The following is a 23,737-nucleotide window of genomic DNA, read 5'->3' as shown; positions in this document are numbered from 1 at the left end:
TGTCCGCATCCTGAGCCACCGAGACGGGTGACCCGACTCCACCGGTCGCCGTCAGATCAGACCGGAAGTGCGAGCGAGTCGTGCTGCGCCGACCGGGAAAGCCCCTCAAACTGCACGCCGAGCGCGTCGAGCAGGTGGCTCCAGTCGAAGTAGGAACGCCACGCGACGATCCGACCCCGGCGGACCCGAACCACGTCGGCCACCTCCCAGCTCACCGACCGGCCGGTGGGCGCGATGGTGCCGTACGGCGAGTGCAGCGTGCCGGTGTGGGTGCCGGTCAGGCGCAGCTCCACGGCCGCGCCCCCGGACGTGCGCACCGAGCCCTGCGGATCGACCCGCAGGTCAGGGAAGGCACCCGTCCAGGTACGCAGCAGGGCGGGCAGCTCGATCGGCCGGACCGTGACACCCGGCATGGCGTAGAACGCCTCCGGTGCGTACAGATCCGGCAGCCGGGCCACGTCCCGACTCAGAAGCATGGCGTACTGCTGCTCGACCAGCCGCTCCGCGTCGCGCATCGGGCCCTCCCCCGCGGGCGACGGCATCTCCGCGCCCGCACGGAATCCTTACCCGTCGATTCCGCCGGGCACACCCGCACGCCGGGACCGGTCAGGTCGTGGCGGCCGCCGAACTCTCCGCCCAGACCCGCATGATGTCCCGCACGGAGATCACCCCGGCCACCTCCCGGCCGTCCAGCACCACGAGGTGCCGGAAGCCACCCCGGGCCATCGCGGCGGCCGCCTCGGCGACTGTCCACTCCGGCCCGGCATAGACGACGTCCCAGGTCAGGTGGGCGCGAGTGCGTTCCACGTCGCAGTCGAGGCCCGCGCCGATGGCCTTCAACACATCACGTTCGGTCATGATCCCAACCCCCTCGGACTCCGGGTCGATCACGACTGCCGACCCGACACCGCGGGCCGACATCATCCGGGCCGCCTGGCGAAGCGTGTGCTCCGGACCGACAACGAGGACCTGGCTGGACATCGCATCCCGTACCTGCATCACGCATCACCCCTTTGGGACGGTGGCATTCGGTAGAGACATGGTGGTCCGTGGATGTTTCCTGGACAAGACCGGCCATCGCCGAAACACAGGGCCGCTCGCTACTGTCGAGCAGTGTCCACCGAGCCCCTGCGCTGCGCCGGCGCCCTGATCGTCGACCACGACGGCCGCATCTTCTTTCAGCGCCGGTCGCCGCACCGACGCCTCTTTCCCAACTGCTGGGACATTGTCGGCGGGCACCTGGAGCCCGGCGAGGAGATCGACGAGGCGCTCGGTCGGGAGATCACCGAGGAGACCGGCTGGATCCTGTCGCACGTCCTCGGTCCGGTAGGTGAATACCGGTACGTCGGCGACGACGGCCTGGCCCGGGTCGAGCACGACTTCCTGGTCCGGGTCGACGGCGACCTCACCCGCCCGACGCTGGAGGCCGGCAAGCACACCGAGTACCGCTGGCTGGCCGAGCACGAGGTGACCGTGCTGGACGAGAATCGCGACGTCAACGACGGGCTGATCCGGCGGATCGCGGAGGAGGGCTTCGCCGTCCTGCGGTCGATCGGACTGTGAACATCGTCGAACTGGCGCCCCACCGGACCGCCGGGCTGGTCGCCCCCGCCGTGGACCGCGCGTACCGCGCCGGCATGCTTGCCGGTCACGACGGCGGCGGCGCGGAGCTGAGCCAGCGGTACGGCGGACCCGCCGCCACCGGCTTCCTGGTCGAGATGCGCACCCGGCTGGCCGCACCCGGCGGCACGGTCGACGAGGCAGGGCTCGCGGCCATCACCCGGTACCTCGATCCGGTGGTCAGCCGTCGGGCTGTGGACAAACACGTCGCGCACGGCATGATCCACCGCCGCCCCGACGGTGGGCTCTGCGCCACCGAGCGCGGAGCCGCCTTCCTCACCGAGTTGTTCCAGGTGCACGCGGAGGTGACCGAGGAGCTGTGGGCCGGGCACGACGAGCGGGTGGCGCGGCTTGTCGCGTCGCTCGGCCGGGTGTTGGCGTGCGCCCTGGTGCTCGCCGACGAGGCGGGTGCCCCGGACGGCTCGGCATTCACCGCGATGGCACCACCGCACGAGCCGGACGGCACCCCGCCGGGCGTGCTGCTGCTCAACCGGCTCGGCACGCTGCGCTACCACCGGGCCGACGCGCACGCCGCCGCCTGGACCGCCGCCGGGCACACCGCATCGAGTGTCGCCGCCCTGCCGCCCGGCCCGGAACGGCTCGCCATCGAACTGGAGACCGACCGACGGGCAGCCGGCCCGTACGCCGTGCTCAGCGCGGACGAGCGGCTGACCATGCTCGCCGACCTCGCCGCGTTGCCCGGCTGAGCCGCAGAGGTGCCGGGCTGGCCTGGTGACACTGCCCGGCTGAGCCGGTTGGCCGGAGTCACCGGGCCGCCCGGGGCTATCCTCCACCGGTGACGGGGAGCAGCACGAGGGAGGATTCGCGATGATCGGTTTGGTGCTCGCGGCCGGAGCAGGGCGCCGGCTGCGCCCGTACACCGACACGCTGCCGAAGGCGTTGGTGCCGGTGGACGGCGAGATCACGATCCTCGACATCGCGCTGGGCAACCTCGCCGAGGTCGGGCTCACCGACATCGTGATCGTGGTCGGCTACGCGGCGGACGCGGTCGTCTCCCGTCAGGCGGACCTGGAGAAGAAGTACGGCGTCACCCTCACCCTTGTGCACAACGACAAGGCCGAGGAGTGGAACAACGCGTACTCCCTCTGGCTGGCTCGGGAGCACTTCAAGCGGGGCGTCCTGCTCGTCAACGGCGACACCGTGCACCCGGTGAGCATCGAGAAGACCCTGCTCGCCGAGCGCGGCCCGGGCATCCTGCTCGCTGTGGACACCCTCAAGGCGCTTGCCGAGGAGGAGATGAAGACCACCTTCGACGCCGCCGGCCAGCTCACCCGCATCACCAAGATCATGGACCCGGGCGAGGCGTACGGGGAGTACATCGGCGCGACGCTCATCGAGCCGCAGGTCGCCGACGCGCTCGCCGACGCCCTGGAGGCGACCTGGCGGCGCGACCCGAACCTCTACTACGAGGACGGCTACCAGGAGTTCGCCGACCGGGGCGGAGAGGTGCGGGCGGCTCCCATCGGCGACGTCCCCTGGGTCGAGGTCGACAACCACGCCGACCTGGCCCGCGCACGGGAGATCGCGTGCCTCTACTAGCCCGGAGCGTCCTCACCCCGCTGCACATCGACGTACGGCGGGGCGCGGTCGCCGACCTGGGCGCGATCCTTGCCGACGGGCGGATCTCCGCCGGCGGTGATGTCGCGGTGGTGGTCGGCCCGGGTCAGGGTGCCCAGATCGCGGAGCTGATCCGGCCGTCGCTGCGGACTGCCGACGTGTTCACCGTCGCCGGGGCGACCCTGGACGCCGCCGACGACCTGGGCGGCAAGCTCCGCGCCCGGTCGTACGACGCGGTGGTCGGGATCGGCGGCGGCAAGACGATCGACGTGGCCAAGTACGCGGCGACCCGGCGAGGGCTGCCGATGGTGTCGGTGGCGACAAGCCTCGCCAACGACGGGATCGCCTCACCGGTGGCCAGCCTGATCACCGACGGGATCAAGGGCTCCTACGGGGTGCACATCCCGATCGCGGTGATCGTCGACCTGGATTTCGTGGAGAGCGGCCCCGACCGGCACAACCGCGCCGGCATCGGTGACGTCATCAGCAACATCAGCGCCCTGGCCGACTGGGAGCTGGCCCGGCAGGTACGCGGTGAGCCCGTCGACGGGTTGGCGGCGTCGCTGGCCCGAGCGGGCGCCGAGGCAGTGCTCAATCACCCGGGCGACATGACCGACGACGCCTTCGTGATCGTCCTCGCCGAGGCGCTGATCTCCAGCGGCCTGGCCATGGCTGTCGACGGCACCAGCCGGCCGTGCAGCGGTGGCTGCCACGAGATCATGCACGCGGTGGACTCGCTCTTCCCCGGCACCGCCTCACATGGCGAACTCGCCGGGCTGGGCGCGCTGTTCTGCACCTGGCTGCGCGGGGACCTGCGCCGCTTCGGGGAGATGTCGGCCTGCCTGGCCCGGCACGGGCTGCCCCGGCTCCCCGCCGACGTCGGGCTGACCGACGACCAGTTCATCGAGGCGGTGCAGTTCGCGCCGCGTACCCGACCGGACCGCTACACCATCCTCGAACACCTGGCACTGTCGCCTACCGAGACGCGGGAGCGGCTGGCAGACTACGCCGGTGCAATCCGCGACCAGCTTGGCTGACCCCCGTCCCACCGTCGCCGACTTCCACCGGGTGAACCGGGGCGGCGGCCTGTTCAGCGAGTCGATCAGCCAGTGGCTGGGCGCCGTCTTCGCGCTCGTCGCCCAGCGGCTCGGGCTGCGCCCCACAGCGCTGACCCTCACCAACCTGGTGCTCGGGCTGGCCACCTCGGTCACAGTTGTGGCGCTCGCCGGGCCGGTCGCCTCCGGTGACGTACCGGCCTGGGTGGTCGGTGTGCTCGCCCTGGTCGGTTGGCAGGTGGCGTACTCGCTGGACTGCGCGGACGGGCAGCTCGCCCGGGTGACCGGCCAGGGCAGCGCGGCCGGCGCCCGGATCGACATTCTCTGCGACGTTGCGGCGCAGATCGCCCTCGTGGCCGCGCTGGCCGCGACGGCGGTCGCGCAGGAGCCGGGCACGCCAACCTGGCTGGTGGCGGCCTTCGCGGGCACCTGGATGGTCAACCTGGTCACGTCGGTGATGCAGTCCGGCCCCAACGCGGCAAGCATGGTCACCTCGACCTCGCTGCCGGTCCGCCTGGTGAAGCTGGTCCGCGACTACGGCGCGGTGATCTTCGTAGCCGCCGTGGTGCTGGCCGTAGCCCCCGCCCTGACCCTCTGGGTGATGGTGGCGTTCACGGTGGTCAACGGCGGCTTCCTGCTAGCCAGCATCGCCTTCTCCGCCCGAGCCTCCCTGTAGCCCCCCACCCCCCACCCCGGCGATCTTGCAGTTTCGGTCGCCGGTATGGGGTGGTTTGTCTTTTTTGTCGGGGCAGAAAGTGCAAGATCGCGGGGGTTAGCGGGGGCGGGGCAGGCCCGCGTAGATGTTTATTAGCTGCTTTGTGACCACGTCGGGGTGGAAGGTTCGCTCGTAGCGGGCGCGGGCGGCCGGGGCCAGCTCGGACGCGTTGGCCCGGGCTACCGGGAGCGCGGCGGCCAGCGCGGCCGGTTCCGGGGCCACCACCCAGCCGGCCTCGCCCAGACCGATGCCGGCGGGCATGGCCGGCCCGTCGCGCCCGACGACGGCCGAGGCAATCTCGGCCGGGCCGGTGCCGGCGGGCTCGTGCGGGGCGTCCGCTCCGACGAGGTACGGGATGCCGCCCAGCGCGGTGCCGAGCACCGGCCGGCCACTGGCAAGCGCCTCGATGATCACGGTCGGCAGCACGTCGTGCCACATCGAGGCGGCGATCACCACGGCGCTCGCCTCGACGGCGGCCCGTACCCCGGCCCGGTCGAGCTGGCCGAGGTAGACCACGTCCGGTCGCTCCGCGGCCGCCGCCTCCACAAGCGGGCGCAACTCGCCGTCACCGGCCACCCGCAACGTGCCAAGCGCGCCCACCGGGTGCCGCCGCCAGGCGTCCAGCAGCAGGTCGACGCCCTTCTCCGGGCTCAGGCGGGCCATGTAGAGGAACCCGTCGCCAAGCGGCGCCGGCCGGCCCGGGTCGGGCACGGCGTTCGGCTTCACCACGATCCGATCGTCCGGAATGCCGTACTCGCGTAGGTGGTCGGCGATCGCCGTGGTGAGCGCGACGTAGCGGTCCACCGACCGCCAGGTGCCCCGGTGCACGGCCAGGGTCGTCGCCATCAGGGCGCTCTGCGCGGCCGAGTCGCGATAGCAGCGGTGCTTGATCGCCGGAATGCCCAGCGCCCGACCCTTGCAGTCCTGACAGATCACCCCGTCGCGGAAGTAGATCCCCGAGGAGCAGACCTGGCGGTAGTTGTGCACCGTCTGCACCACAGGCACGCCGTGCTTGTGCGCGGTCCGCACCACCCAGGGCGAGATCAGGGGGTACGGGTTGTGCAGGTGCAGCGCGTCCGGCCGATGCTCGGTGAGCAGCCGGCTCAGGTCCTGCTGGGCACGCGGCGCCCAGATCGGCGAGATCGGCAGCAGCGCCTTGGCCGCCTTCGACATCGACGGGATCTCGTCGGAGCTGCGGATGAACGGCAGCACCTCGACCCCGGCAGCGGTGAGCTGAGCGATCTCCGAGTCGACGATCGTGTTCTCGCCGGAGGGCTGAGCTTCCCGGTACCGGTTGTGTGCCACCACGATTCTCACGGGAAAGAAGGCTACCGTTGTGTCGTGCCCGAACTACCGGAGGTTGAGGCGCTCGCGGGTTACCTGCGACAGCGCGCGGTGGGGCGGCGTGTCGACCGGCTGGAGATCGCCGCGATAAGCGCCCTGAAGACGTACGACCCGGCACCGTCCGCGGTCGCCGGCCGGGCTGTCGTCGACGCCCGCCGGCACGGCAAGTTCCTCGACGTGTTCATCGAGGGTGACCTACATCTCGTGGTCCACCTGGCCCGGGCCGGCTGGCTGCACTACCGGGAGGCGTTCCCGTCCGCGACCCCGCTGCGTCCCGGCAAGGGTCCGATCGCGGTACGGGTCCGCCTCGACGACGGCTCCGGCTTCGACCTGACCGAGGCCGGCACCCAGAAGAAACTAGCCGCGTACCTGGTCACCGACCCGGCGGCGGTGCCCGGCGTGGCCAAACTCGGCCCGGACGCGTTGGCTGCCGACCTGCCCACCTTCAGCGAGCGCCTACGCAGCCGGCGCGGGCAGGTCAAGGGGGTGCTGACCGACCAGTCGGTGCTCTCCGGGGTGGGCAACGCGTACTCCGACGAGATCCTGCACGCCGCGAAGCTGTCCCCGTTCGCGATCACCGACCGGCTCACCGACGCCCAACTCGCCGCCCTGCACGCGGCGACCCGGCAGGTGCTCGGGGACGCGGTCGAGCGGTCCGTCGGTCAGCGCGCCGCGGAGTTGAAGGGCGAGAAGCGCGCCGGGTTGAAGGTGCACGCCCGCACCGGGCTGCCCTGCCCGGTGTGCGGGGACACCGTGCGGGAGGTGTCGTTCGCCGACTCCAGCCTCCAGTACTGCCCGACGTGTCAGACGGGCGGCAAGCCGCTCGCTGACCGACGGTTGTCTCGCCTCGTACGGTGAGTAGTTCAACTCGGCGACTACAGAGCGGAATCGGCCCGACTGAGCCGAAGCTCCGGTCCACCGTTCTCGCCACACGCGTATCCATCGGTATAGTGGCCCGGTCCCCGGCTTCTGAAATGGTGCGGAGCCGGCCAGATCCCAGCGACACCATCGGTCGCCAATCTCCTTCGGGGCGACGACCGGTCGGAGGCCGCGTGGGAGACTGGGACGGTGGGCGACCCGGGCCCTCACGGCGAGTGAGCGGCACGAGTCATGCGGGAGGACATGGGTGAGGTGACGACAAGCCTCCAGCGCCCGGTAACCAACGAAGGCCGGAGCAGACTCGTGCGGCACGTCGACAGCTTCGAGATCCAGCCGCCGACGCCGCCGTCACACAACGGCGTCCCCCGGTCGGCGTGGGCCCGAGCGCGACGCCGCGTCTCCCGCTGGCACCGCCCCTACACGGCGATCCTGCTGCTGCTCGACTTCGGCGCGGCGGCGTTCGCCAGTTGGATCGCGATCCAACTGTTCGACCAGGCCGCTTCCGGGTTCTCCGGCACCCACCAGGACCCGACCTGGTTCCACACCGTCTCCTACCTGCTGCTGCCCCTCGGCTGGGTGGTGATCCTCTGGAGCAACCGGGCGTACGACCGGCGCTATCTGGGGCTCGGGCCGGACGAGTTCAAGCGGGTCATCCGGGCCGCCGTCACTGTCGCGGCCAGCGTCTCGTTCCTCGCGTTCGCCACCAAGACCGCGCTGTCCCGGTGGACGGTCGGCACGGCGCTGCTCGGGGCGTTGCTGCTGATCCTGTGGGGCCGCTTCGTGGCCCGCTGGGCGCTGCACTACATCCGGCGTCGGGCCGGCCAGGCCGCGCACCGGATGGTGCTCGTGGGCACTCTGCCGGAGTGCCTGGAGGTGTACGCGGCTGTCACCCGCAGCCCGAACGCCGGGCTGGTGCCGGTCGCCATCCACATCACCGACGGGTACGCGGCGGCGCGTGGGGTGCCGACCCCGGTGCCGGTGCACGCGGGGCGCGACGTCCTGGCCCTGGTCCGGGAGGTCGGTGGGGACACCATCGCGGTCTGCGGGTCGGCCAGCGCCGAGCCGGGCGAACTGCGCCGGTTGGCGTGGCAGTTGGAGGGCTCCGGTGTCGACCTGGTGGTCGCCCCGCAGTTGACCGACATCGCCGGCCCCCGGGTGCACATCCGGCCGATCGAGGGCCTGCCGCTGCTGCACGTCGAGGAGCCGACCCTGTCCGGGCCGGCGCTGCTGGCCAAGAACCTGATGGACCGGGTTGCCGCCGGCCTCGGCCTGCTGCTGCTGATCCCGCTCTTCGTCACCATCGGCGTGGCGATCCGGATCTCCGACCCTGGGCCGGTCTTCTTCCGCCAGCCCCGGGTGGGGCACGAGGGGCGCACGTTCCGGGTATGGAAGTTCCGGACCATGTACGTCGACGCCGAGGACCGCCTGGCCAGCCTGACCGACCAGAACGAGACCGACGGCATGCTGTTCAAGATGAAGGAGGATCCCCGGGTCTTCCCGGTGGGTCGCTTCCTGCGGGCCACCTCGCTGGACGAGCTGCCGCAGTTGATCAACGTGCTGTGGGGTGAGATGTCGCTGGTGGGGCCGCGCCCGCTGCCCGCCGACGACGGTGACTTCCTGGGCGACGTGCGGCGCCGGCTGCTGGTCCGTCCGGGCATGACCGGCCTGTGGCAGGTCTCCGGCCGCTCCGACCTGTCCTGGGACGAGGCGGTCCGACTGGACCTCTACTACGTCGACAACTGGTCCCTGGCGTACGACCTGAGCATCCTCTGGCGCACCGTCGGGGTGGTGCTCGCCCGAAAGGGCGCGTACTAGGGGCTTGGCGCGCCGGGCCGCAGGGGCCAGGATCGCTGCGTGGGTGGCAACCTCTCCGCCGTCGTCGGCGTCGTCTCGCTCGTCACCGCGCTCACCGCTGCGCTGCTGGCGGTGTTGCGGCTGCGCGCCCGGCGCGGCATCGCCACGGCCACCCAGCGGGCCACCTACGAGGTGCTGCACACCGCCGGGCTGGCCGCCGAGCCGCTGCGGGCGGGGCTGAGCGCGGCGGGCGCGGCGAAGGCCGTACGCCATCTGCGTGCCCTGGTGGGCGCGGCCGGCCTGGCCCTCACCGACGCCGAGCAGGTGCTCGCCCTCGACGGGCGGGGCACGCACCACGGCGAGCAACTGCTCGCGGCGGCCCAGCGGGCGGTGGCCAGCGGGCGCTCGACGGTGCTCGGGCAGTCCGACCTACGCTGCGATCGGGTCGACTGCCCGATCCGGGGGGCGGTGGTGGCGCCACTGCACGGGCCGGACGGGCGGGTCGTCGGTGCGTTGCTCGCGATCGCCGACAGTCCACCGGCGCCCGGGCTGGTGCAGGCCACCCTGGAGACCGCGCACTGGGCCGGCAACCAACTCGCCCTGGCCGAGCTGGACTCGTCGCGGGAGCGGCTGGCACGCGCGGAGATCCGCGCCCTGCGGGCACAGATCAGCCCGCACTTCATCTACAACGCGCTCACCGCGATCGGCTCGTTCGTCCGCACCGACCCGGAGCGGGCGCGGGAGTTGATCCTGGAGTTCGCGGAGTTCACCAGGTACTCGTTCCGGGCGCACGGGGAGTTCACCACCCTCGCCGAGGAGCTGCGGTCGATCGACAGGTATCTCACGATCGAGCGGGCCCGGTTCGGCGACCGGTTGCAGGTGCGGCTCCAGATCGCCCCGGAGGTGCTGCCGGTGACGCTGCCGTTCCTCTGCCTGCAACCGCTTGTGGAGAACGCCGTCCGCCACGGGTTGTCCCGCAAGCCGGGCACGGGCATGGTGAGCATCGAGGCCCGGGACGCGGGCGCCGAGTGCCACATCACCGTGGAGGACGACGGGGTGGGAATGGATCCGACCGCGCTGACGGCCGGCATCGCCGAGCTGGCCCGCGCCGCAGGCGATCCGGGGGACGACCCGGGCCAGCACGTCGGCCTCTCCAACGTCGACGAGCGGCTGCGGTCGGTCTTCGGGGACCGCTTCGGCCTGGTCGTCGAGACGGGCCTGGGGTCGGGCACGAAGGTGAGCATGCGGGTGCCGAAGTTCCACCCGGGTGTACGGGCCGGCTCGTGACCACTGGTTTCCTGCGGGTTCTGGCGGTGGACGACGAGCCGCCCGCGCTCGACGAGTTGGCGTACCACCTGCGGGCCGACCCTCGGGTGGCCCGGCTGCACACCGCCGGGGACGCCACCGAGGCGCTGCGGTTGCTCCGTGACGGCGACGTGGACGTGGTCTTCCTGGACATCCGGATGCCCGGCCTGGACGGCATGGAGTTGGCCCGGGTGCTGCGCCGCTTCGCCAGGCCACCGGCGATCGTCTTCGTCACCGCGTACGACGACGGCGCGGTGGACGCGTTCGACCTGGGCGCCACCGACTACGTCCGCAAGCCGGTACGCGCCGAGCGGCTGGCCGAGTCGTTGCGCCGGGTGATCGGCTCGCGGGTGGTGCCGTCGCATCCGGCGGCGCTGGCCCGGGCCGAGGAGGATCCGACGATCCCCATCGAGCTCGCCGGCACCACCCGCATGCTGCCCCGGTCGGCGGTGCGCTGGGTGGAGGCGCAGGGCGACTACGCCCGACTGCACACCGCTGAGGGGTCACACCTGGTGCGGGTCTCGCTTGCCACGCTCGCCGAGCGGTGGGCCGACGCGGGCTTCGTACGCGTCCACCGGTCGTACCTGGTGCAGTTGAAGTTGATCGCGGAGCTGCGCCTGGTCAACTCCGGCTACGTGGTGGTGGTCGACTCCACCGAGTTGCCGGTGAGCCGGCGGCACACCCGGGAGCTGAAGGACAAGCTGGTCAGGGCGGCCAAGCAGGATTGGAGTCGATGAGTCGGGAATGATAGCGAGCATCCCGTACGTTGTACGCTAGGCCGTACGACTCCTGGGAGGCTGCCGTGACCGAGACTCTGTTCGACGTCGAAACCGAATTCGACCGCCAACTCGACCGACTCGTGCAGCTGGGCTATCCCGCCTTGGCCGAGCTGTCCGAGAGCGCCTTCCGCGACCTGATCGCCCCACTGCGGGCCCAGGCCGTCAAGGGTGCGACCGGTCTGCCGGCACCCACCGACGCCCGGGTGCCGTTCCTGCTTGTCATCACCCGCGACCTGATCGCGGTGGAGGCCCGGCTCGGGCTCACCACCCTGGCCGGCAAGCGCAAGCCAGGCGTCGTCGATCGGAACTACGCCGAGGACGACCTGCCGCGCTTCGACCCGATCAAGGAACTGGAGGTTCCGGCCGGGCCGGCGTACCTGCTCTTCGACGTCGACCGGGGCGAGGAGTTCCGCAACCTCGCGCCGGCCGTGGCCCTGGACGGGATGACCGCACAGGGTCGGCTGCCGCTCACCATCGACGAAGGACTCGCCTTCATCACGCTGCACCCGGCAGCGCTGGCCAGCAACAAGTGCTTCTCGCTTGTCGGCTCCCGCTGCGGCGACAAGCGGGTGCCGGCGCTGTGGATCAGCCAGGGCGCGCCGAAGCTGGGCTGGTGCTGGTACGGCAACCCGCACACCTGGCTCGGCTCCGCCTCGGCCCGCCCGGAGCGCATCGGCCTGGACTGACCGACCTGCGGTTGGCCGGCTCAGAAGAGGTCGGCCAACCGCAGCTCGAGTGGGAACGGCTGCTCGGTGCGGTAGACCTCGCCGATCGGGACGAGTGCCTGCTCGCGGTAACCGCCCGCACCGTTCACCAGCACGGTGAGCGTCTGCTCCACCAGCCAGTAGTGGGAAATGCCGGCCGCGGCGTACTCATGGCGTTTGAGGACCAGGTCGCGGCCGGCGTTGTTCGGCGAGATCACCTCGACGACAAGGAGCACGTCGGCCGGGTCGAGCGCGGTGCCGCCGCCGGCCAGTGCGCTCTCCATCGCCACGAAGAGATCGGGCACGAAATAGGAGGAGCGTCGGGCACTGACCCCGATGTCCTGGCCGACGAGCATGCCGGCGGGAGCCTGCCGATCGAGAATCCGTCGGAGGCGGTTGGCGACCGCGCCGTGGAAGACGTCCGCATGGGGGGACACGAGCAGGCTCCCGTCGAATATCTCGTAGACCTGGTCGTCCTCGGGGAGGTCCTGGAGGTCGTCCACAGTCCAGGCAGCGCCCCGGTCGGGCCGCGCAGGGTTCGTCACCGTCACACCCCCTCTCTACCGCCTCACCCTGGCAGCTCCGTTCGTCGTCCACAACGAGGCGCGGGCGTTCACGGAGGTTGGCGGCCCGTCCGTGGAGTTATCCACAGGCGTGAGCCGTTCTCCACAGGTTGTTCACAACGCGACCCACTGATCTCCACGGCGGCTCCCTACAGTCAGAGCCCATGAAGGAACGCCGGGTCCTGGTGGTCGAGGACGAACGCACAATCGCCGAGTCGGTCGCCGCCCGACTGCGCGCCGAGGGTTTCCTCGTGGAGATCGCCACCGACGGCCCGAGCGCGGTCGAGCGGTTCCGCACCGGGCAGCCCGACCTCGTCGTACTCGACGTGATGCTGCCCGGCTTCGACGGCCTGGAGGTGTGCCGACGGATCCAGGCAGTCCGGCCGGTGCCGGTGCTGATGCTCACCGCCCGCGACGACGAGACCGACCTGCTTGTGGGGCTCGCGGTCGGCGCGGACGACTACCTCACCAAGCCGTTCTCCATGCGCGAACTGGCCGCCCGGGTGCACGTGCTGCTGCGCCGGGTGGAACGGGCCGCCGCCCCCGCTCCACCAACCATCCGCCTCGGCGACATCGAGATCAACGAGGCCGAGCGGCGGGTTCGGCGGGCCGGCGCGGACGTCCACCTCACGCCTACCGAGTTCGACCTCCTGGTGCACCTCGCGGGACGCCCGCGCACGGTCCTTCCCCGGGAACGGCTGCTCGCCGACGTCTGGGGATGGGGCGACAGCAGCGGCACCCGCACCGTGGACAGCCACGTCAAGGCGCTGCGCCGGAAGCTCGGCGCCGACCTCATCCGGACCGTCCACGGCGTCGGGTACGCCCTGGAGGTGCCCGCGTGATCAGCCGGCTGCACGACTGGCTCGATCGGGTGCTACCCCGCCCACTGGATCCGGTCCGCTCGATCAAGATGAAGCTCGGCGTCCTGCTTGTCGCCTCCTGGGCCGTGGCCATCGGCTACTTCTGGTACGGCATCGGCTGGCTCCCACCGGGCACGTCGATCACTGTCATCTGCATCGCGCTTGTCACCTCGCAGGTGCTCGCCCACGGGATGACCTCGCCGCTGCGGGAGATGACCGCCGCCGCCGGGGCGATGGCCCGGGGCGACTACACCCGGCGGGTGCGCGCCACGTCCCGGGACGAGGTCGGTGAGCTGGCCCAGGCGTTCAACAAGATGGCCGAGGACCTGGACGCCGCGGACCAGCGCCGACGCGAACTGATCGCGAACGTCTCCCACGAGCTGCGTACGCCGATCACCGCGTTGCAGGGCGTCCTGGAGAACATGGTGGACGGGGTGGCCGAGCCAGAACCGGCGGCGCTGCGCGCGGCGCTGTCCCAGACCCAGCGGCTCGGGCACCTCGTCGCGGACCTGCTCGACCTGTCCCGCCTCGACGCTGGAGTGGTGCCGCTGCGCCGGGTCCGCATCGACGTGGGAGATTTCCTCGACGAGGCGGTGGAGCACGCCACCGCGAGCGCTCTCGGCGCGGGGCTGGACGTGCACTTCAGGCTCCACGAGCCGGCGGTGCCGCTGACCGTGCACGCCGACCCGTGGCGGCTGCACCAGGTCTTCGCGAACCTGCTGGACAACGCGGCGCGGCACAGCCCACCCGGCGGCACCGTCCGGGTCAGCGCCGAGGAGCACGCCGGCCAACTCCACTTCGAGGTGAGCGACGAGGGGCAGGGAATCCCGTCGGCGGAACGTTCCCGCGTGTTCGAGCGGTTCACCCGTGGCGACCGGGCGGCCGGCGGTGGGACCGGCCTGGGCCTGGCCATCGCCAGGTGGGTCGTCGAACTCCACGGCGGCCAGATCCGCGTCCTCGACCCGGTCGGAGCCGGTTCCCAGCCCGGCTGCCACATCCAGGTCACCATCCCGATCGACGGGCCACAGCGAGAAGAGGCCGCATGACCAGCCCCGGCAGCATTCCCGTACCGGCCAACGGCCCGACCCGGCCGCAGCCCTCGCCACCCGGTGGGGCCGGGCAGCCTCGGTCCGGTAGCGGGCCGGCGACCCCGCCGGCGGCCGGCCAGCCCCAAGCCTGGCCGCTCCAGCCGGGCGCGCCACGGCCACCCTCGCTGATCCAGCAGCGTTGGCCAGGACCGACCCGGGCGCCCCACCCACTGCTGCTCGCCGTGCTGGCGGCGGCGACCATACTCGGCGCCTCGGCGCTGACCGTGGTCCGTCCCAGCCTCGGCTGGCTGGTGGCCGCGCTGGCGGGCACCGCCGCGCTCGCCGTAGCCGGGGCCACCCGGCCACGACAGTCAACGCAGGCCGATGTCGGCGAGCGGCCAGCGGCAACCACGCCCACCCCGGCCACGCCCACCCCGGCCACGCCGACGCCGGCCACGCCGACCCCCGCTACAGCCACGCCGACCCCGGCTACAGCCACGCCGACCCCGGCCACGCCAATAGCGGCCACGGCTACGGCCACACCGGCGGCCGCCACGGCCACACCGGCGGCGACCACGGCCACACCGGCGTCGACCACGCCCGGCCAGGCCCGGCCGACTCCGGCCGAGCCAGTCCCGGCCAGGCCGGCGGCCACCGCCCGTCCCGATGCCACGGGGGCACCGGGGCGGGCGGCGCAGGCCGCCTGGGCGGCCGCGACTGTCGCGCTGGTCGCCGTGGGCACGTTCCGGGCCGCCGGCTGGCTCTTCGTGCTCTGCCTGCTCGCCGCCGCGGTCACCGCGACGCTCGCGGTGACCGGCGGGCGGAGCCTGTTCGGGATGCTGCTGGCCGCGACGCTGCCGCCTGCCGCGACGGTTCGGGCGCTCCCCTGGGCGGTACGAGGGCTGAGCCGCGTCGGCCCGGGCGGCCCGGGGATCGGCCGGATCCTGAGCAGCCTCGCGATCTCGGCCGGTCTCCTGACCCTGTTCGGCCTGCTCTTCTCCTCCGCCGACGCGGTCTTCGCCGACCTGGTGATGGGCCTGCTGCCCAACATCTCGCCCGATGGTGTGTTCGGCTGGCTGGTGCGGCTGGGGCTGATCGGCATGGGCCTGCTCGGCGGCGCGTACCTGGTCAACCGCCCGCCCGACCTGGACGGTCTGCGAGCAACCCCGGTTCGGCCGGCACATCGGCTGGAATGGACCCTGCCGCTGGTGTTGCTCGACGCCCTGTTCGCCGCGTTCGTGCTGGTGCAGATGACTGTGTTCTTCGGCGGCGCGGACCACGTGCTGCGCACGGCGGGGCTCACCTACGCCGAGTATGCCCGCGGCGGGTTCTGGCAACTGCTCGCCGTCACCGCGCTCACCCTGCTGGTGATCGCTGTCGCCGCCCGCCGAGCGCCGAAGGCGACCCGAGCCGACCGGCTGCTGGTCCGCACGCTCCTCGGCCTGCTCACCGCGCTCAGCCTGGTTGTCGTCGCCTCGGCGCTCTATCGCATGCAGGTCTACTCCGACGCGTACGGCGCCACCCGGCTGAGGCTCTTCGTGGCGACCGTCGAGCTGTGGCTCGGGCTGCTCTTCATCCTGGTGGGCGTGGCCGTGGCTCGACTCCGGGCGGACTGGCTGCCCCGGCTGGTGATCGGCACTGCGGTGCTGGCTCTGCTCGGGTTGGCCCTGGTCAACCCGGATCGGATGATCGCCGATCGGAACGTCGACAGGTACCTGGCGACCGGCCGCCTCGACGTCAGCTACCTGTCCGGGCTCTCCGCCGACGCCGTACCGGCTCTGGACCGGCTGCCCGAGCCGATGCGGACGTGCGCGCTGTGGGAGATCGCGGCCGAACTGCCCCGGGACGGCTTCTGGGCGACGAACCTCGGTCGGGAACGGGCACGGCGGGTGCTCGACCCGATACTTGCCACCGGCAGCCCCGCAGGCTGTATCGGGATGCATCGCTGGTAGGCGGGAACGCTTGACATTCGCGCCGGGCGGGCAAGACTGCCGGGGTGGCCAAGCAACTCCCCGACGTGGGGTCGGGCGGTGCGACACCGCCACCCCAGCGCGCCCGGATCGTGCTTGCCGAGATCACCCGGCGGGACAGCCGCGCCGAGCGGACCCGCACCGAGTTGGCCCAGCAGACCCAGGTCGGTGAGGCGCTGGTCCGTGGCCTGGTCCGGGCCCAACTCGCACTGGCGCTGCGGCTCTCGCTTGTGGTCGTCATCGGGCTGGGCGGGCTGCCGTGGCTGTTCGCCATCGCGCCGTCGCTCGGCCGGACCACAGTCGGGGGCGTCAACCTGCCCTGGCTGCTGCTCGGCGTGGCCTCCTTCCCGTTCCTGATCGCGGTGGGCTGGGCGTACGTGCGGCTGGCCGAGCGCAACGAGCAGGACTTCACCGACCTGGTGCAGCGGCCGGAGCGCTGAGTGGGCAACGACTACGTGGTTCCGGCCATCGTCGCGGTCACCCTTGTCACCCTCGGGATCGGTTTCTACGGACTGCGACTGGGTCGGACGACCTCCGACTTCCTGGTCGCGTCCCGGGTGATCAGCCCGACCTGGAACGCCGCGGCGATCGGCGGGGAGTACCTGTCGGCGGCGAGCTTCCTCGGCGTCGCCGGCCTGGTCCTGAAATACGGCGTGGACGTCCTCTGGTATCCGGTCGGGTTCGCCGCCGGCTACCTGGCCCTGCTGCTCTTCGTGGCGGCACCGCTGCGCCGCTCCGGCGCGTTCACTCTGCCGGACTTCTGCGAGTTGCGGCTCGGCTCGCGGCGCCTGCGCATCCTGGCCACCGCCTTCGTGATCTTCATCGGTTGGCTCTACCTGGTGCCGCAGCTTCAGGGCGCCGGCCTCACCCTGTCCACGTTGGCCGGCTCCCCGTACCCGGTCGGTGCCCTGCTGGTGGCCGCCGTGGTCACCGCCAACGTGGCGCTCGGCGGGATGCGGGCCATCACCTTCGTGCAGGCGTTCCAGTACTGGCTCAAGTTGACAGCTCTCGCCGTACCCGTGATCTTCCTGGCGTTGCAGTGGCAGGCCGACGGCCGCCCGGCGGTGACGCCGCCCGACGGGCCGACGTTCCGGACCGCGACCACAGTCGTGGTCGAGCACCGCGCGACCCTCACCCTGCCCAACGGCGACATCCAGGAGGTACGCCCCGGCGACGAGCTGTCCTTCGCTGCCGGTGACCCGGTGCCGCAGGTGTCCGGGGTGGCCATCGACGCCGGGGACTGGCTGCTGCCCAGCGCCGCAGGTGACGACGACCGAGGGCTGTTCGCCACGTACTCGCTGATCCTGGCCACGTTCCTCGGCACCATGGGTCTGCCGCACGTGCTGGTGCGCTTCTACACCAACCCCGACGGCGCAGCGGCCCGCCGGACGACGCTTGTGGTGCTGGCCCTTGTGGGTGTCTTCTACCTGCTGCCCACCCTGTACGGGGTGCTGGGCCGGATCTACACACCACAACTGCTGATCAGCGGGCAGACCGACGCGGTGGTGGTGCTGCTGCCCGGTGCGGTCCTCGGTGGCGGGTTGGTCGGGCGGTTGCTCGCGGCGCTTGTCGCGGCGGGCGCGTTCGCGGCCTTCCTCTCCACCTCGTCCGGGCTGCTGACAAGCGTCGCCGGGGTGATCTCGACGGACGTGCTCGGCCGGGGTTCGGTGCGCAACTTCCGGCTGGCCACCGTGATCGCGGGTGCCGTGCCGGCGGTGCTGGCGCTGCGTCTCTCCGGGCTGGACGTGTCCCAGGTGGTCGGGTTGGCCTTCGCGGTCGCCGCGTCGAGCTTCTGCCCGCTGCTGGTGTTGGGCATCTGGTGGCGAGGACTCACCGATCTGGGTGCCGCAGCCGGGGTGCTTGTCGGCGGCGGCGCGGCGATCGGCGCTGTGCTTGTCACAGTGCTCGGCCCGCCGCTGTCCGGCTGGCCTGCCACGCTCATCGCGCAGCCGGCCGCCTGGACGGTGCCGCTGGCCTTCACCGTGATGATCGCGGTGTCGATGGCAACCCGCCGACGAGCACCAGTAGACGTAGCAGCAACAATGCTCCGCCTACACACCCCAGAATCCCTCCGCCTCTAACCCCGCCCGCCCTCCCCGCGCCTCCCCCCTCCCCCCTCCCTCGCGATCTTGCACTTTGTGCCGGGGCGAAACGTACTTATCACCTCAATAGGGCGACCGAAACTGCAAGATCGATGGGGTGTTTGTGGTGCCCCGGGCGATTTCGGGGCTGAGCTAGCGGTGGTTGGCTTACTACACTGCCGGTCGTGGCGAATCCCTCGGATCTGAGCAGGTCAATTTCCGAGCTGCTGTCGACGCTCGATCGGCGTGGCGTCGACGGCGGTGCCGAGGCGACGGCTCCGATCGAGGGCGTCGGCGAAGCGGCCGACGGGATGGTCCGAGTGGTGGCGCGCCCGGGTGGACAGATCGAATCGGTGTGGATCGACCCGAGGCTGATGCGGTCGGGGTCGGAGAGCCTGGCCGACGAGATCCGTACCGCCACCAACGCCGCTCTGACGGACCTCCGGGCGGCGCTGGCCGACGTCGCCGCAGCCCCGGACACGGCGGCGATGCTGGAGCAACTGCGCGAGCTACAGCGCAGCGCCGTGCCGCAGTTGCAGGGCTTCATCGACAGGCTCAGCAGCGTCCAAGAGGGACTTTCCTCTGGCAGGAGGCCTGGATCGTGACCCGGATGGTGGACCCGGACGGGCTGCGGGGCGCCGGCACCAACCTCCAGGACATCTCCGACCGTTTCCTCACCGAGCTGCGTACGTTCCTGGCCGACCTGGAAGGGTTCGGTGCGCCGTGGGGCGACGACGACATCGGCGGCCTGATCGGCGCGGCCTGCCAGGAGGTGACCGCGTACGCCGCCGAGTGCTTCGAGTCCGCGATCGAGGAACTCGGCGTGGTCGGTGTCGACCTCAACCGGATGGCGCACCTCGTCGAGGAGGACGAGCGGGCCATCACGGCCCGTCTGACCGGGCTCGGCCACGAACTGGGGTGAGCTGACGTGGGGCTGCAACTACCGGGCGAACTGGCCACCTTCCTCAGCATGATCGGGTACGACTGGCCGCAGGCGGACGAGACGGCGCTTGTCGAGATGGGGCAGCGCTGGCTCGACTTCAGCGGCAGGCTCCAAGCCCTGACGGCGGAGGCGTGGCAGGCGGCCCAGCCGGTCGGGGCCGGCAACACGGGCGCCGACATCGACGCCTTCCAGCGGTACTGGACCGAGCAGGACGGCCCGGTGCAGGTGTTGCAGGACGGCGCGCTCGCCGCCACCCTGGCCGGCACCGGTCTGATCATCGTCGGCGCCATCGTGTTGGCGCTGAAGATCCAGGTCATCGTGCAGTTGGTGATCCTCTCGGTGGAGATCGCCCAGGCGGTGGCCACCGCGGTGGCGACGTTCGGGGCCTCGCTGGCCGAAATCCCGATCTTCCAGATGATCACGCGGGAGATCGTCGGTCTGCTGATCGACGAGGTGATCGGCGCGCTCCTCGATGGGTAAGCGCGCACGGGGGAAATTCATCCGGTCGGCCCTTTCCCACCTGCGCAAACAGAAGGCACGCGCACGCCGTGGACAACGTACCGGCGGCATGACCCCGGAACGTCTCCGGCACACCCTGCTCGGCGAACGGGATGGGCGAGCCTCGGGCTGGCACCACCGCCCCGGCGGCATCGACCCGCCCGGCGCCAAACTGCATGAGGTGACGGCTCGGGACCAGAGGACCGGGGTCTACCACGGTCGCGTGTCATTCCAGAACCGCCGAACCGGGGAATGGCGGGAGAAACGAGGTGGCAGCACCTTCTTCCCCGACGATTGGACGCCGGACCAGGTGGACCGTGCGATCACCCGCGGCTTCGAGGCGCCCGATCTGGTCAAGGATTCCGATGGACGCTGGAGCGGAACGTTCCGAGGTATCAAGCTGCGCGGGTTCTACGACACAGAGACTGGCAAACTGTTGCACGGGTACCCGGTGATGGATTGAGTATGGAGGCAGCCCTGAACGGCGTGGATTTCTATCGCGACAGTCGGGGGTATATCGAGTTTCGGTCCGATGCCCGGCTGCGATATCTCGGCATGTGGCTGGTGGACGACGTCCACGGCGTACATGACACATGCCTGGACCTGTTAGCCGACCTGGAGGACATTGCCGCCGGCCGCAAGCAACGGGAGAGCTGGGAGGGCAATGCCTGGGCGGCCGAGCTCAGCGCCACCGGCGTAGACCTGCAAAATCTCTGGCGGGACCAACTCGCCGCCCATTACGCCTTGGCTGAGACCCAACGCCACGTCCGAGAGTACTGGCGGCTGCTTGCCCAGAGCCCTCAGCGCGGCCCGGCGGTAGCCCGGTGGGAGGAGCGCAACGGCCGTCGCCACCCCTACTCAGGTCTCTGAACCTGTGCCGATCCAGGGTGTCCTCAGCGCTCTGAGGGCTCTGCTACGCCTTCAGGATGACCGCGGGTCCGTCGGCCGCCGGACGGCAGAACTGGTGGTCGGCGGTTAACGTCGGCTCCATGACTGGTGAGCACCCCGCGCTCGCGCTGCGTGGCCTGGCGAAGCGGTTCGACGGCACGATCGCGGTGGCAGGCGTCGACCTCGACGTCCCCGCCGGCTCCTTCTATGGCCTGCTCGGTCCGAACGGTGCCGGCAAGACGACCACCCTGTCGATGGCGGTGGGTCTGCTGCGGCCGGACGCGGGCTCGGCCTGGGTGCTCGGTCACGACGTGTGGCGGGATCCGGTGACCGCAAAGGCGCTGCTCGGCGTGATGCCCGACGGGGTACGCCTGTTCGACAGGCTGACCGGCGCGGAGCTGCTTGCGTACAACGGGTTGCTGCGGGGGATGGACCCGGCGGTCGTCGACCAGCGTGCGGCGGAGTTGCTGGACGTGCTGGCGCTCGGCGACGCCGGACGGACGCTTGTGGTGGACTACTCGGCCGGCATGAAGAAGAAGATCGGCTTGGCCTGCGCGTTGCTGCACGGCCCTCGGGTGCTGGTGCTGGACGAGCCGTTCGAGGCAGTCGACCCCGTCTCGGCCGCGCTGATCCGCGACATCCTCACCAGGTACGCGGCCGGCGGCGGCACTGTCGTCTTCTCCAGTCACGTGATGGAGGTCGTCGAGCGGCTGTGCTCGCATGTGGCGATCCTGGCCCAGGGCGTGATCAAGCGGGTCGGCACGCTCGCGGAGGTCCGTGGCGAGCGTTCGCTGGAGCAGGTCTTCGTCGAGGTGGTCGGTGGGCGCACCGCGACCGGTGACGAGTTGTCGTGGCTGTCCCGGTGAGCGTCGACGCCGCGCCCGCCGGTCCGGTGCGGGCGGTCTCCGCACGGCACTTCGTGCGGCTCAAGCTGCGGGTGATGGGCAACAATTTCCGGGGCCAGGGCTGGCGTGTCGCGCTGTTCGTCGGTGGTGCGCTGTTCGGGCTGTGGATCGCCGCCACCGGTTTCTTCCTGTTCGCCGCGCCGGGCCTGACCGACAACGGCCGGTACGCGGTGCTGATCGCGGCGGCCGGCGGCGGGCTGCTGGTGTTGGGTTGGCTCCTGCTGCCGCTTGTCTTCTTCGGGGTGGACGAGACGCTGGACCCGGCCCGGTTCGCGTTGCTGCCGCTGCCCCGCCGCACGCTTGTCACCGGCCTGTTCGCCGCCGCGCTGGTGAGCGTTCCGGTGCTGGCGATGTTGATCGCGTCGTCGGGGCTGGTGCTGACGTCCTGGGCGCTCGGGGGTTGGTCCGCCGGTCTGGTGGCGGTGTTCGGCGTACTCGGTGGGCTGTTGCTCTGCGTGGCCGCCAGCCGGGCGGTGACAAGCGCCTTCGCGACGATGCTGCGGTCCCGCCGGGTGCGGGACCTGGCGGCCGTCCTGTTGGCGGTGACGGCGGCGCTGCTCGGCCCGTTGCAGGTCTTCGGCCTCGCGGCGCTGCAAGAGGCGGACTGGGCCCGGCTGACCGGGGTGGCAACGGTGATCGGTTGGACGCCGTTCGGCGCACCGTGGACCGCCGGCATCGACATGGCGCAGGGGCGGGTGTGGGCCGCGCCGGTCAAGCTGCTGATCACGGTGCTGGCGATCGGCGCCCTGCTGGCCTGGTGGTCGCGGTCGTTGGAGTCGGCGATGATGGGTGCGGCGAGCTCCGGTAAGGCCCCGGCGCAGCGTGGCGTCGTCGGTGGCGCGGTCGCACAACTGTTTCCCCGGGTCGCCGGCTGGGCGCGTCGGGACCGCTTCGGTGCGCTCGTCGCCCGGGAGGCACGCTACTGGTGGCGGGACGCCCGCCGCCGCGCCAACCTGATCACGATCGCGGTGGTCGGCCTCTTCGTCCCGGTGATGATCAACCTGGGTGGTTCGAGCTTCATGACCGGCGGCGGACCAGGTCTGGAGACGAGCGCCAGCGACAGCTCACCTGTCCTCGTCACCGTCTCCATGATCTTCGTGGGCGTGCTCGCCGCGGTCACCCTGGCGAACCAGTTCGGCTTCGACGGCAGCGCCTACGCCGCGAACGTCGTGGCCGGGGTGCCCGGCCGGCTGGAGCTACGCGCGCGGATGACGGCCTTCTCGCTGTACGTCCTGCCGATGCTGGCGTTCGTCGCGGTGGTGCTGGCGGTGCTGCTCGGCCGGCCCGGCTGGATCGGGCTGACCGCCGGAAGCCTGGCCGCCACCTACGGCGCTGGGCTCGCGGTGAACAGTTTCGTCTCGGTGCTCGGGGCGTACTCGCTGCCGGAGACCAGCAACCCCTTCGCGATGAACAGCGGCGCGGGCCTGGCGAAGGGTCTGCTCACCCTGCTGGCCATGGTCGTCTCGGCGGTCGCCGCGGTGCCGATGGTGGTGGCCGCGGCGCTGCTCGGGAACGTCTGGCTGTGGCTGGCCCTCCCGCTCGGCACGGCGTACGGGTTGGGCGCGGCGCTACTTGGCGCGTACCTTGCCGGGGACGTGCTGGACCGGCGGCTGCCGGAACTGTTGACCACCGTCACCCCGAGGCGCTGATGCCTGTCGTCGAGGCTGTCACCACTGTTCCGATCCCGCCGGAGTTGGCGTTCGCCGTCTCCCAGACCGTCGCCCCGGTGCGTTACCGCTGGGACCCGTTCGTCCGCGAGCAGCACTTCGTCGACGGCGCGACACGCCCCGGCCGTGGCGTGCGCACGTACACCCGCTCCCGGCACGGCCTGGTGATGGTCAGCGAGTACGTCTCCTTCGCGCCGCCGACGAACGTCGGAATGAAGATGGTCCGGGGGCCGTGGTTCTTCGAGCGGTTCGGCGGCGGTTGGCGCTTCGCGCCCGGCCCGCAGCCCGGCACGACGGTGGCCACCTGGCGGTACAACTTCCGCTGCCGGCCGGCGTTCCTGCGCCCGGTGGCCGATCCGATCGGCGTCTGGCTTCTCGGCCGTGACATCCGCCGTCGCATCGCCGGGTACGGGGCCGGGTGTGCCGACCCGGAGGTGCTTGCCGCCGCCCGCCAGTCCCTGCCCGACGGCGGGCCGGGCGACGGCTGAGCGGGGTCGTCTCAGCGGAGACGCATGAAGGCGTGCAGCACGACCTGGAGGGCCGACGCGCCCGCCGCCGGGG

Annotated in this window: 27 protein-coding genes; 23 read left to right on the top strand and 4 right to left on the bottom strand. The window is 71.4% G+C overall.

Annotation, left to right across the window (positions count from 1 at the left end):
* Window positions 1–56: 56 nt before the first annotated feature.
* The gene (locus ACFY2Q_RS04100; protein ID WP_387127362.1) at window positions 57–515 is read right to left on the bottom strand and encodes an ester cyclase; all 459 of its coding nucleotides are present in this window, start codon (window positions 513–515) and stop codon (window positions 57–59) included.
* Between the two features lie 91 nt (window positions 516–606).
* On the bottom strand, window positions 607–999 hold the full coding sequence (locus tag ACFY2Q_RS04095) for a cyclic nucleotide-binding/CBS domain-containing protein (RefSeq protein WP_387127360.1): 393 nt from the start codon (window positions 997–999) through the stop codon (window positions 607–609).
* Between the two features lie 114 nt (window positions 1,000–1,113).
* Between ACFY2Q_RS04095 and ACFY2Q_RS04090 the strand changes: the two genes are divergently transcribed.
* From ACFY2Q_RS04090 to ACFY2Q_RS04070, 5 genes are all read left to right on the top strand, one after another.
* A complete protein-coding gene (locus ACFY2Q_RS04090) occupies window positions 1,114–1,563 on the top strand; it encodes an NUDIX domain-containing protein (protein ID WP_387127358.1) in 450 nt (149 codons plus the stop codon).
* Window positions 1,560–2,327: a hypothetical protein gene (locus ACFY2Q_RS04085; RefSeq protein ID WP_387127356.1), complete on the top strand. Its 768-nt coding sequence runs from the start codon at window positions 1,560–1,562 to the stop codon at window positions 2,325–2,327. Before ACFY2Q_RS04090 ends, ACFY2Q_RS04085 begins: the two co-directional genes overlap by 4 nt.
* A gap of 121 nt (window positions 2,328–2,448) precedes the next feature.
* Window positions 2,449–3,180, top strand: a complete 732-nt coding sequence (locus ACFY2Q_RS04080; protein WP_387127354.1) for a sugar phosphate nucleotidyltransferase — start codon at window positions 2,449–2,451, stop codon at window positions 3,178–3,180.
* Window positions 3,168–4,235, top strand: coding sequence for an iron-containing alcohol dehydrogenase family protein (locus tag ACFY2Q_RS04075; RefSeq protein WP_387127352.1), 1,068 nt, complete (start codon window positions 3,168–3,170; stop codon window positions 4,233–4,235). The genes ACFY2Q_RS04080 and ACFY2Q_RS04075 overlap by 13 nt, the downstream gene beginning before the upstream one ends.
* Window positions 4,210–4,929 (top strand): CDP-alcohol phosphatidyltransferase family protein, encoded by a 720-nt coding sequence (locus ACFY2Q_RS04070; RefSeq protein WP_387127350.1) that lies wholly within the window; start codon window positions 4,210–4,212, stop codon window positions 4,927–4,929. Before ACFY2Q_RS04075 ends, ACFY2Q_RS04070 begins: the two co-directional genes overlap by 26 nt.
* A 96-nt stretch (window positions 4,930–5,025) precedes the next feature.
* Here ACFY2Q_RS04070 and ACFY2Q_RS04065 read toward each other — a convergent pair whose 3' ends face one another.
* Window positions 5,026–6,285, bottom strand: a complete 1,260-nt coding sequence (locus ACFY2Q_RS04065; RefSeq protein ID WP_387127348.1) for a glycosyltransferase family 4 protein — start codon at window positions 6,283–6,285, stop codon at window positions 5,026–5,028.
* Window positions 6,286–6,309: 24 nt separating this feature from the next.
* Here ACFY2Q_RS04065 and ACFY2Q_RS04060 point away from each other — a divergent pair, with 24 nt between their 5' ends.
* The 5 genes from ACFY2Q_RS04060 to ACFY2Q_RS04040 all read left to right on the top strand — a co-directional run bounded on the left by ACFY2Q_RS04060 (window position 6,310) and on the right by ACFY2Q_RS04040 (window position 11,755).
* On the top strand, window positions 6,310–7,170 hold the full coding sequence (locus ACFY2Q_RS04060; protein ID WP_387127346.1) for an Fpg/Nei family DNA glycosylase: 861 nt from the start codon (window positions 6,310–6,312) through the stop codon (window positions 7,168–7,170).
* A gap of 264 nt (window positions 7,171–7,434) precedes the next feature.
* Window positions 7,435–9,006 carry a sugar transferase gene (locus ACFY2Q_RS04055; RefSeq protein WP_387127607.1) on the top strand — a complete coding sequence of 524 codons (1,572 nt, stop codon included), beginning with the start codon at window positions 7,435–7,437 and terminating at the stop codon, window positions 9,004–9,006.
* 39 nt (window positions 9,007–9,045) lie between these two features.
* The gene (locus ACFY2Q_RS04050; RefSeq protein WP_387127344.1) at window positions 9,046–10,272 is read left to right on the top strand and encodes a sensor histidine kinase; all 1,227 of its coding nucleotides are present in this window, start codon (window positions 9,046–9,048) and stop codon (window positions 10,270–10,272) included.
* Window positions 10,269–11,027 carry a LytTR family DNA-binding domain-containing protein gene (locus ACFY2Q_RS04045; RefSeq protein WP_053651534.1) on the top strand — a complete coding sequence of 253 codons (759 nt, stop codon included), beginning with the start codon at window positions 10,269–10,271 and terminating at the stop codon, window positions 11,025–11,027. Before ACFY2Q_RS04050 ends, ACFY2Q_RS04045 begins: the two co-directional genes overlap by 4 nt.
* A 65-nt stretch (window positions 11,028–11,092) precedes the next feature.
* Window positions 11,093–11,755, top strand: coding sequence for a DUF5701 family protein (locus ACFY2Q_RS04040; protein WP_387127342.1), 663 nt, complete (start codon window positions 11,093–11,095; stop codon window positions 11,753–11,755).
* Between the two features lie 20 nt (window positions 11,756–11,775).
* On the opposite strand, the gene ACFY2Q_RS04035 is transcribed toward ACFY2Q_RS04040, so the two are convergent.
* Entirely contained in the window at window positions 11,776–12,318 is a 543-nt protein-coding gene (locus ACFY2Q_RS04035; RefSeq protein WP_387127341.1) for a Uma2 family endonuclease, read from the bottom strand.
* A 182-nt stretch (window positions 12,319–12,500) separates the two neighbouring features.
* Here ACFY2Q_RS04035 and ACFY2Q_RS04030 point away from each other — a divergent pair, with 182 nt between their 5' ends.
* From ACFY2Q_RS04030 to ACFY2Q_RS03970, 13 genes are all read left to right on the top strand, one after another.
* Window positions 12,501–13,178 (top strand): response regulator transcription factor, encoded by a 678-nt coding sequence (locus ACFY2Q_RS04030; RefSeq protein ID WP_387127339.1) that lies wholly within the window; start codon window positions 12,501–12,503, stop codon window positions 13,176–13,178.
* A complete protein-coding gene (locus tag ACFY2Q_RS04025; RefSeq protein ID WP_387127337.1) occupies window positions 13,175–14,242 on the top strand; it encodes an ATP-binding protein in 1,068 nt (355 codons plus the stop codon). The genes ACFY2Q_RS04030 and ACFY2Q_RS04025 overlap by 4 nt, the downstream gene beginning before the upstream one ends.
* Window positions 14,239–16,176 (top strand): DUF4153 domain-containing protein, encoded by a 1,938-nt coding sequence (locus ACFY2Q_RS04020; protein ID WP_387127335.1) that lies wholly within the window; start codon window positions 14,239–14,241, stop codon window positions 16,174–16,176. The genes ACFY2Q_RS04025 and ACFY2Q_RS04020 overlap by 4 nt, the downstream gene beginning before the upstream one ends.
* A 44-nt stretch (window positions 16,177–16,220) precedes the next feature.
* The gene (locus ACFY2Q_RS04015) at window positions 16,221–16,634 is read left to right on the top strand and encodes a hypothetical protein (protein WP_387127333.1); all 414 of its coding nucleotides are present in this window, start codon (window positions 16,221–16,223) and stop codon (window positions 16,632–16,634) included.
* Window positions 16,635–18,275 carry a cation acetate symporter gene (locus ACFY2Q_RS04010; protein WP_387127331.1) on the top strand — a complete coding sequence of 547 codons (1,641 nt, stop codon included), beginning with the start codon at window positions 16,635–16,637 and terminating at the stop codon, window positions 18,273–18,275.
* Between the two features lie 185 nt (window positions 18,276–18,460).
* On the top strand, window positions 18,461–18,880 hold the full coding sequence (locus ACFY2Q_RS04005; RefSeq protein WP_387127328.1) for a YbaB/EbfC family nucleoid-associated protein: 420 nt from the start codon (window positions 18,461–18,463) through the stop codon (window positions 18,878–18,880).
* Window positions 18,881–18,885: 5 nt separating this feature from the next.
* Window positions 18,886–19,197, top strand: coding sequence for a hypothetical protein (locus ACFY2Q_RS04000; protein ID WP_387127605.1), 312 nt, complete (start codon window positions 18,886–18,888; stop codon window positions 19,195–19,197).
* 6 nt (window positions 19,198–19,203) lie between these two features.
* Window positions 19,204–19,698 carry a hypothetical protein gene (locus ACFY2Q_RS03995; RefSeq protein WP_387127326.1) on the top strand — a complete coding sequence of 165 codons (495 nt, stop codon included), beginning with the start codon at window positions 19,204–19,206 and terminating at the stop codon, window positions 19,696–19,698.
* Between the two features lie 88 nt (window positions 19,699–19,786).
* Window positions 19,787–20,179 (top strand): EndoU domain-containing protein, encoded by a 393-nt coding sequence (locus ACFY2Q_RS03990; RefSeq protein WP_387127324.1) that lies wholly within the window; start codon window positions 19,787–19,789, stop codon window positions 20,177–20,179.
* A 2-nt stretch (window positions 20,180–20,181) separates the two neighbouring features.
* The gene (locus ACFY2Q_RS03985; protein ID WP_387127322.1) at window positions 20,182–20,586 is read left to right on the top strand and encodes a hypothetical protein; all 405 of its coding nucleotides are present in this window, start codon (window positions 20,182–20,184) and stop codon (window positions 20,584–20,586) included.
* A gap of 119 nt (window positions 20,587–20,705) precedes the next feature.
* Window positions 20,706–21,470, top strand: coding sequence for an ABC transporter ATP-binding protein (locus tag ACFY2Q_RS03980; protein ID WP_387127319.1), 765 nt, complete (start codon window positions 20,706–20,708; stop codon window positions 21,468–21,470).
* Window positions 21,467–23,158 carry an ABC transporter permease gene (locus tag ACFY2Q_RS03975; RefSeq protein ID WP_387127602.1) on the top strand — a complete coding sequence of 564 codons (1,692 nt, stop codon included), beginning with the start codon at window positions 21,467–21,469 and terminating at the stop codon, window positions 23,156–23,158. The genes ACFY2Q_RS03980 and ACFY2Q_RS03975 overlap by 4 nt, the downstream gene beginning before the upstream one ends.
* Window positions 23,158–23,664, top strand: coding sequence for an SRPBCC family protein (locus ACFY2Q_RS03970; RefSeq protein ID WP_387127317.1), 507 nt, complete (start codon window positions 23,158–23,160; stop codon window positions 23,662–23,664). The genes ACFY2Q_RS03975 and ACFY2Q_RS03970 overlap by 1 nt, the downstream gene beginning before the upstream one ends.
* Window positions 23,665–23,737: the final 73 nt, after the last annotated feature.

This window comes from Micromonospora sp. NPDC000316 (genome assembly GCF_042898885.1).
GTDB lineage: Bacteria > Actinomycetota > Actinomycetes > Mycobacteriales > Micromonosporaceae > Micromonospora.
Note: the sequence above shows the minus strand (reverse complement) of the source record. Positions and strands in the feature narration are given on the sequence as shown.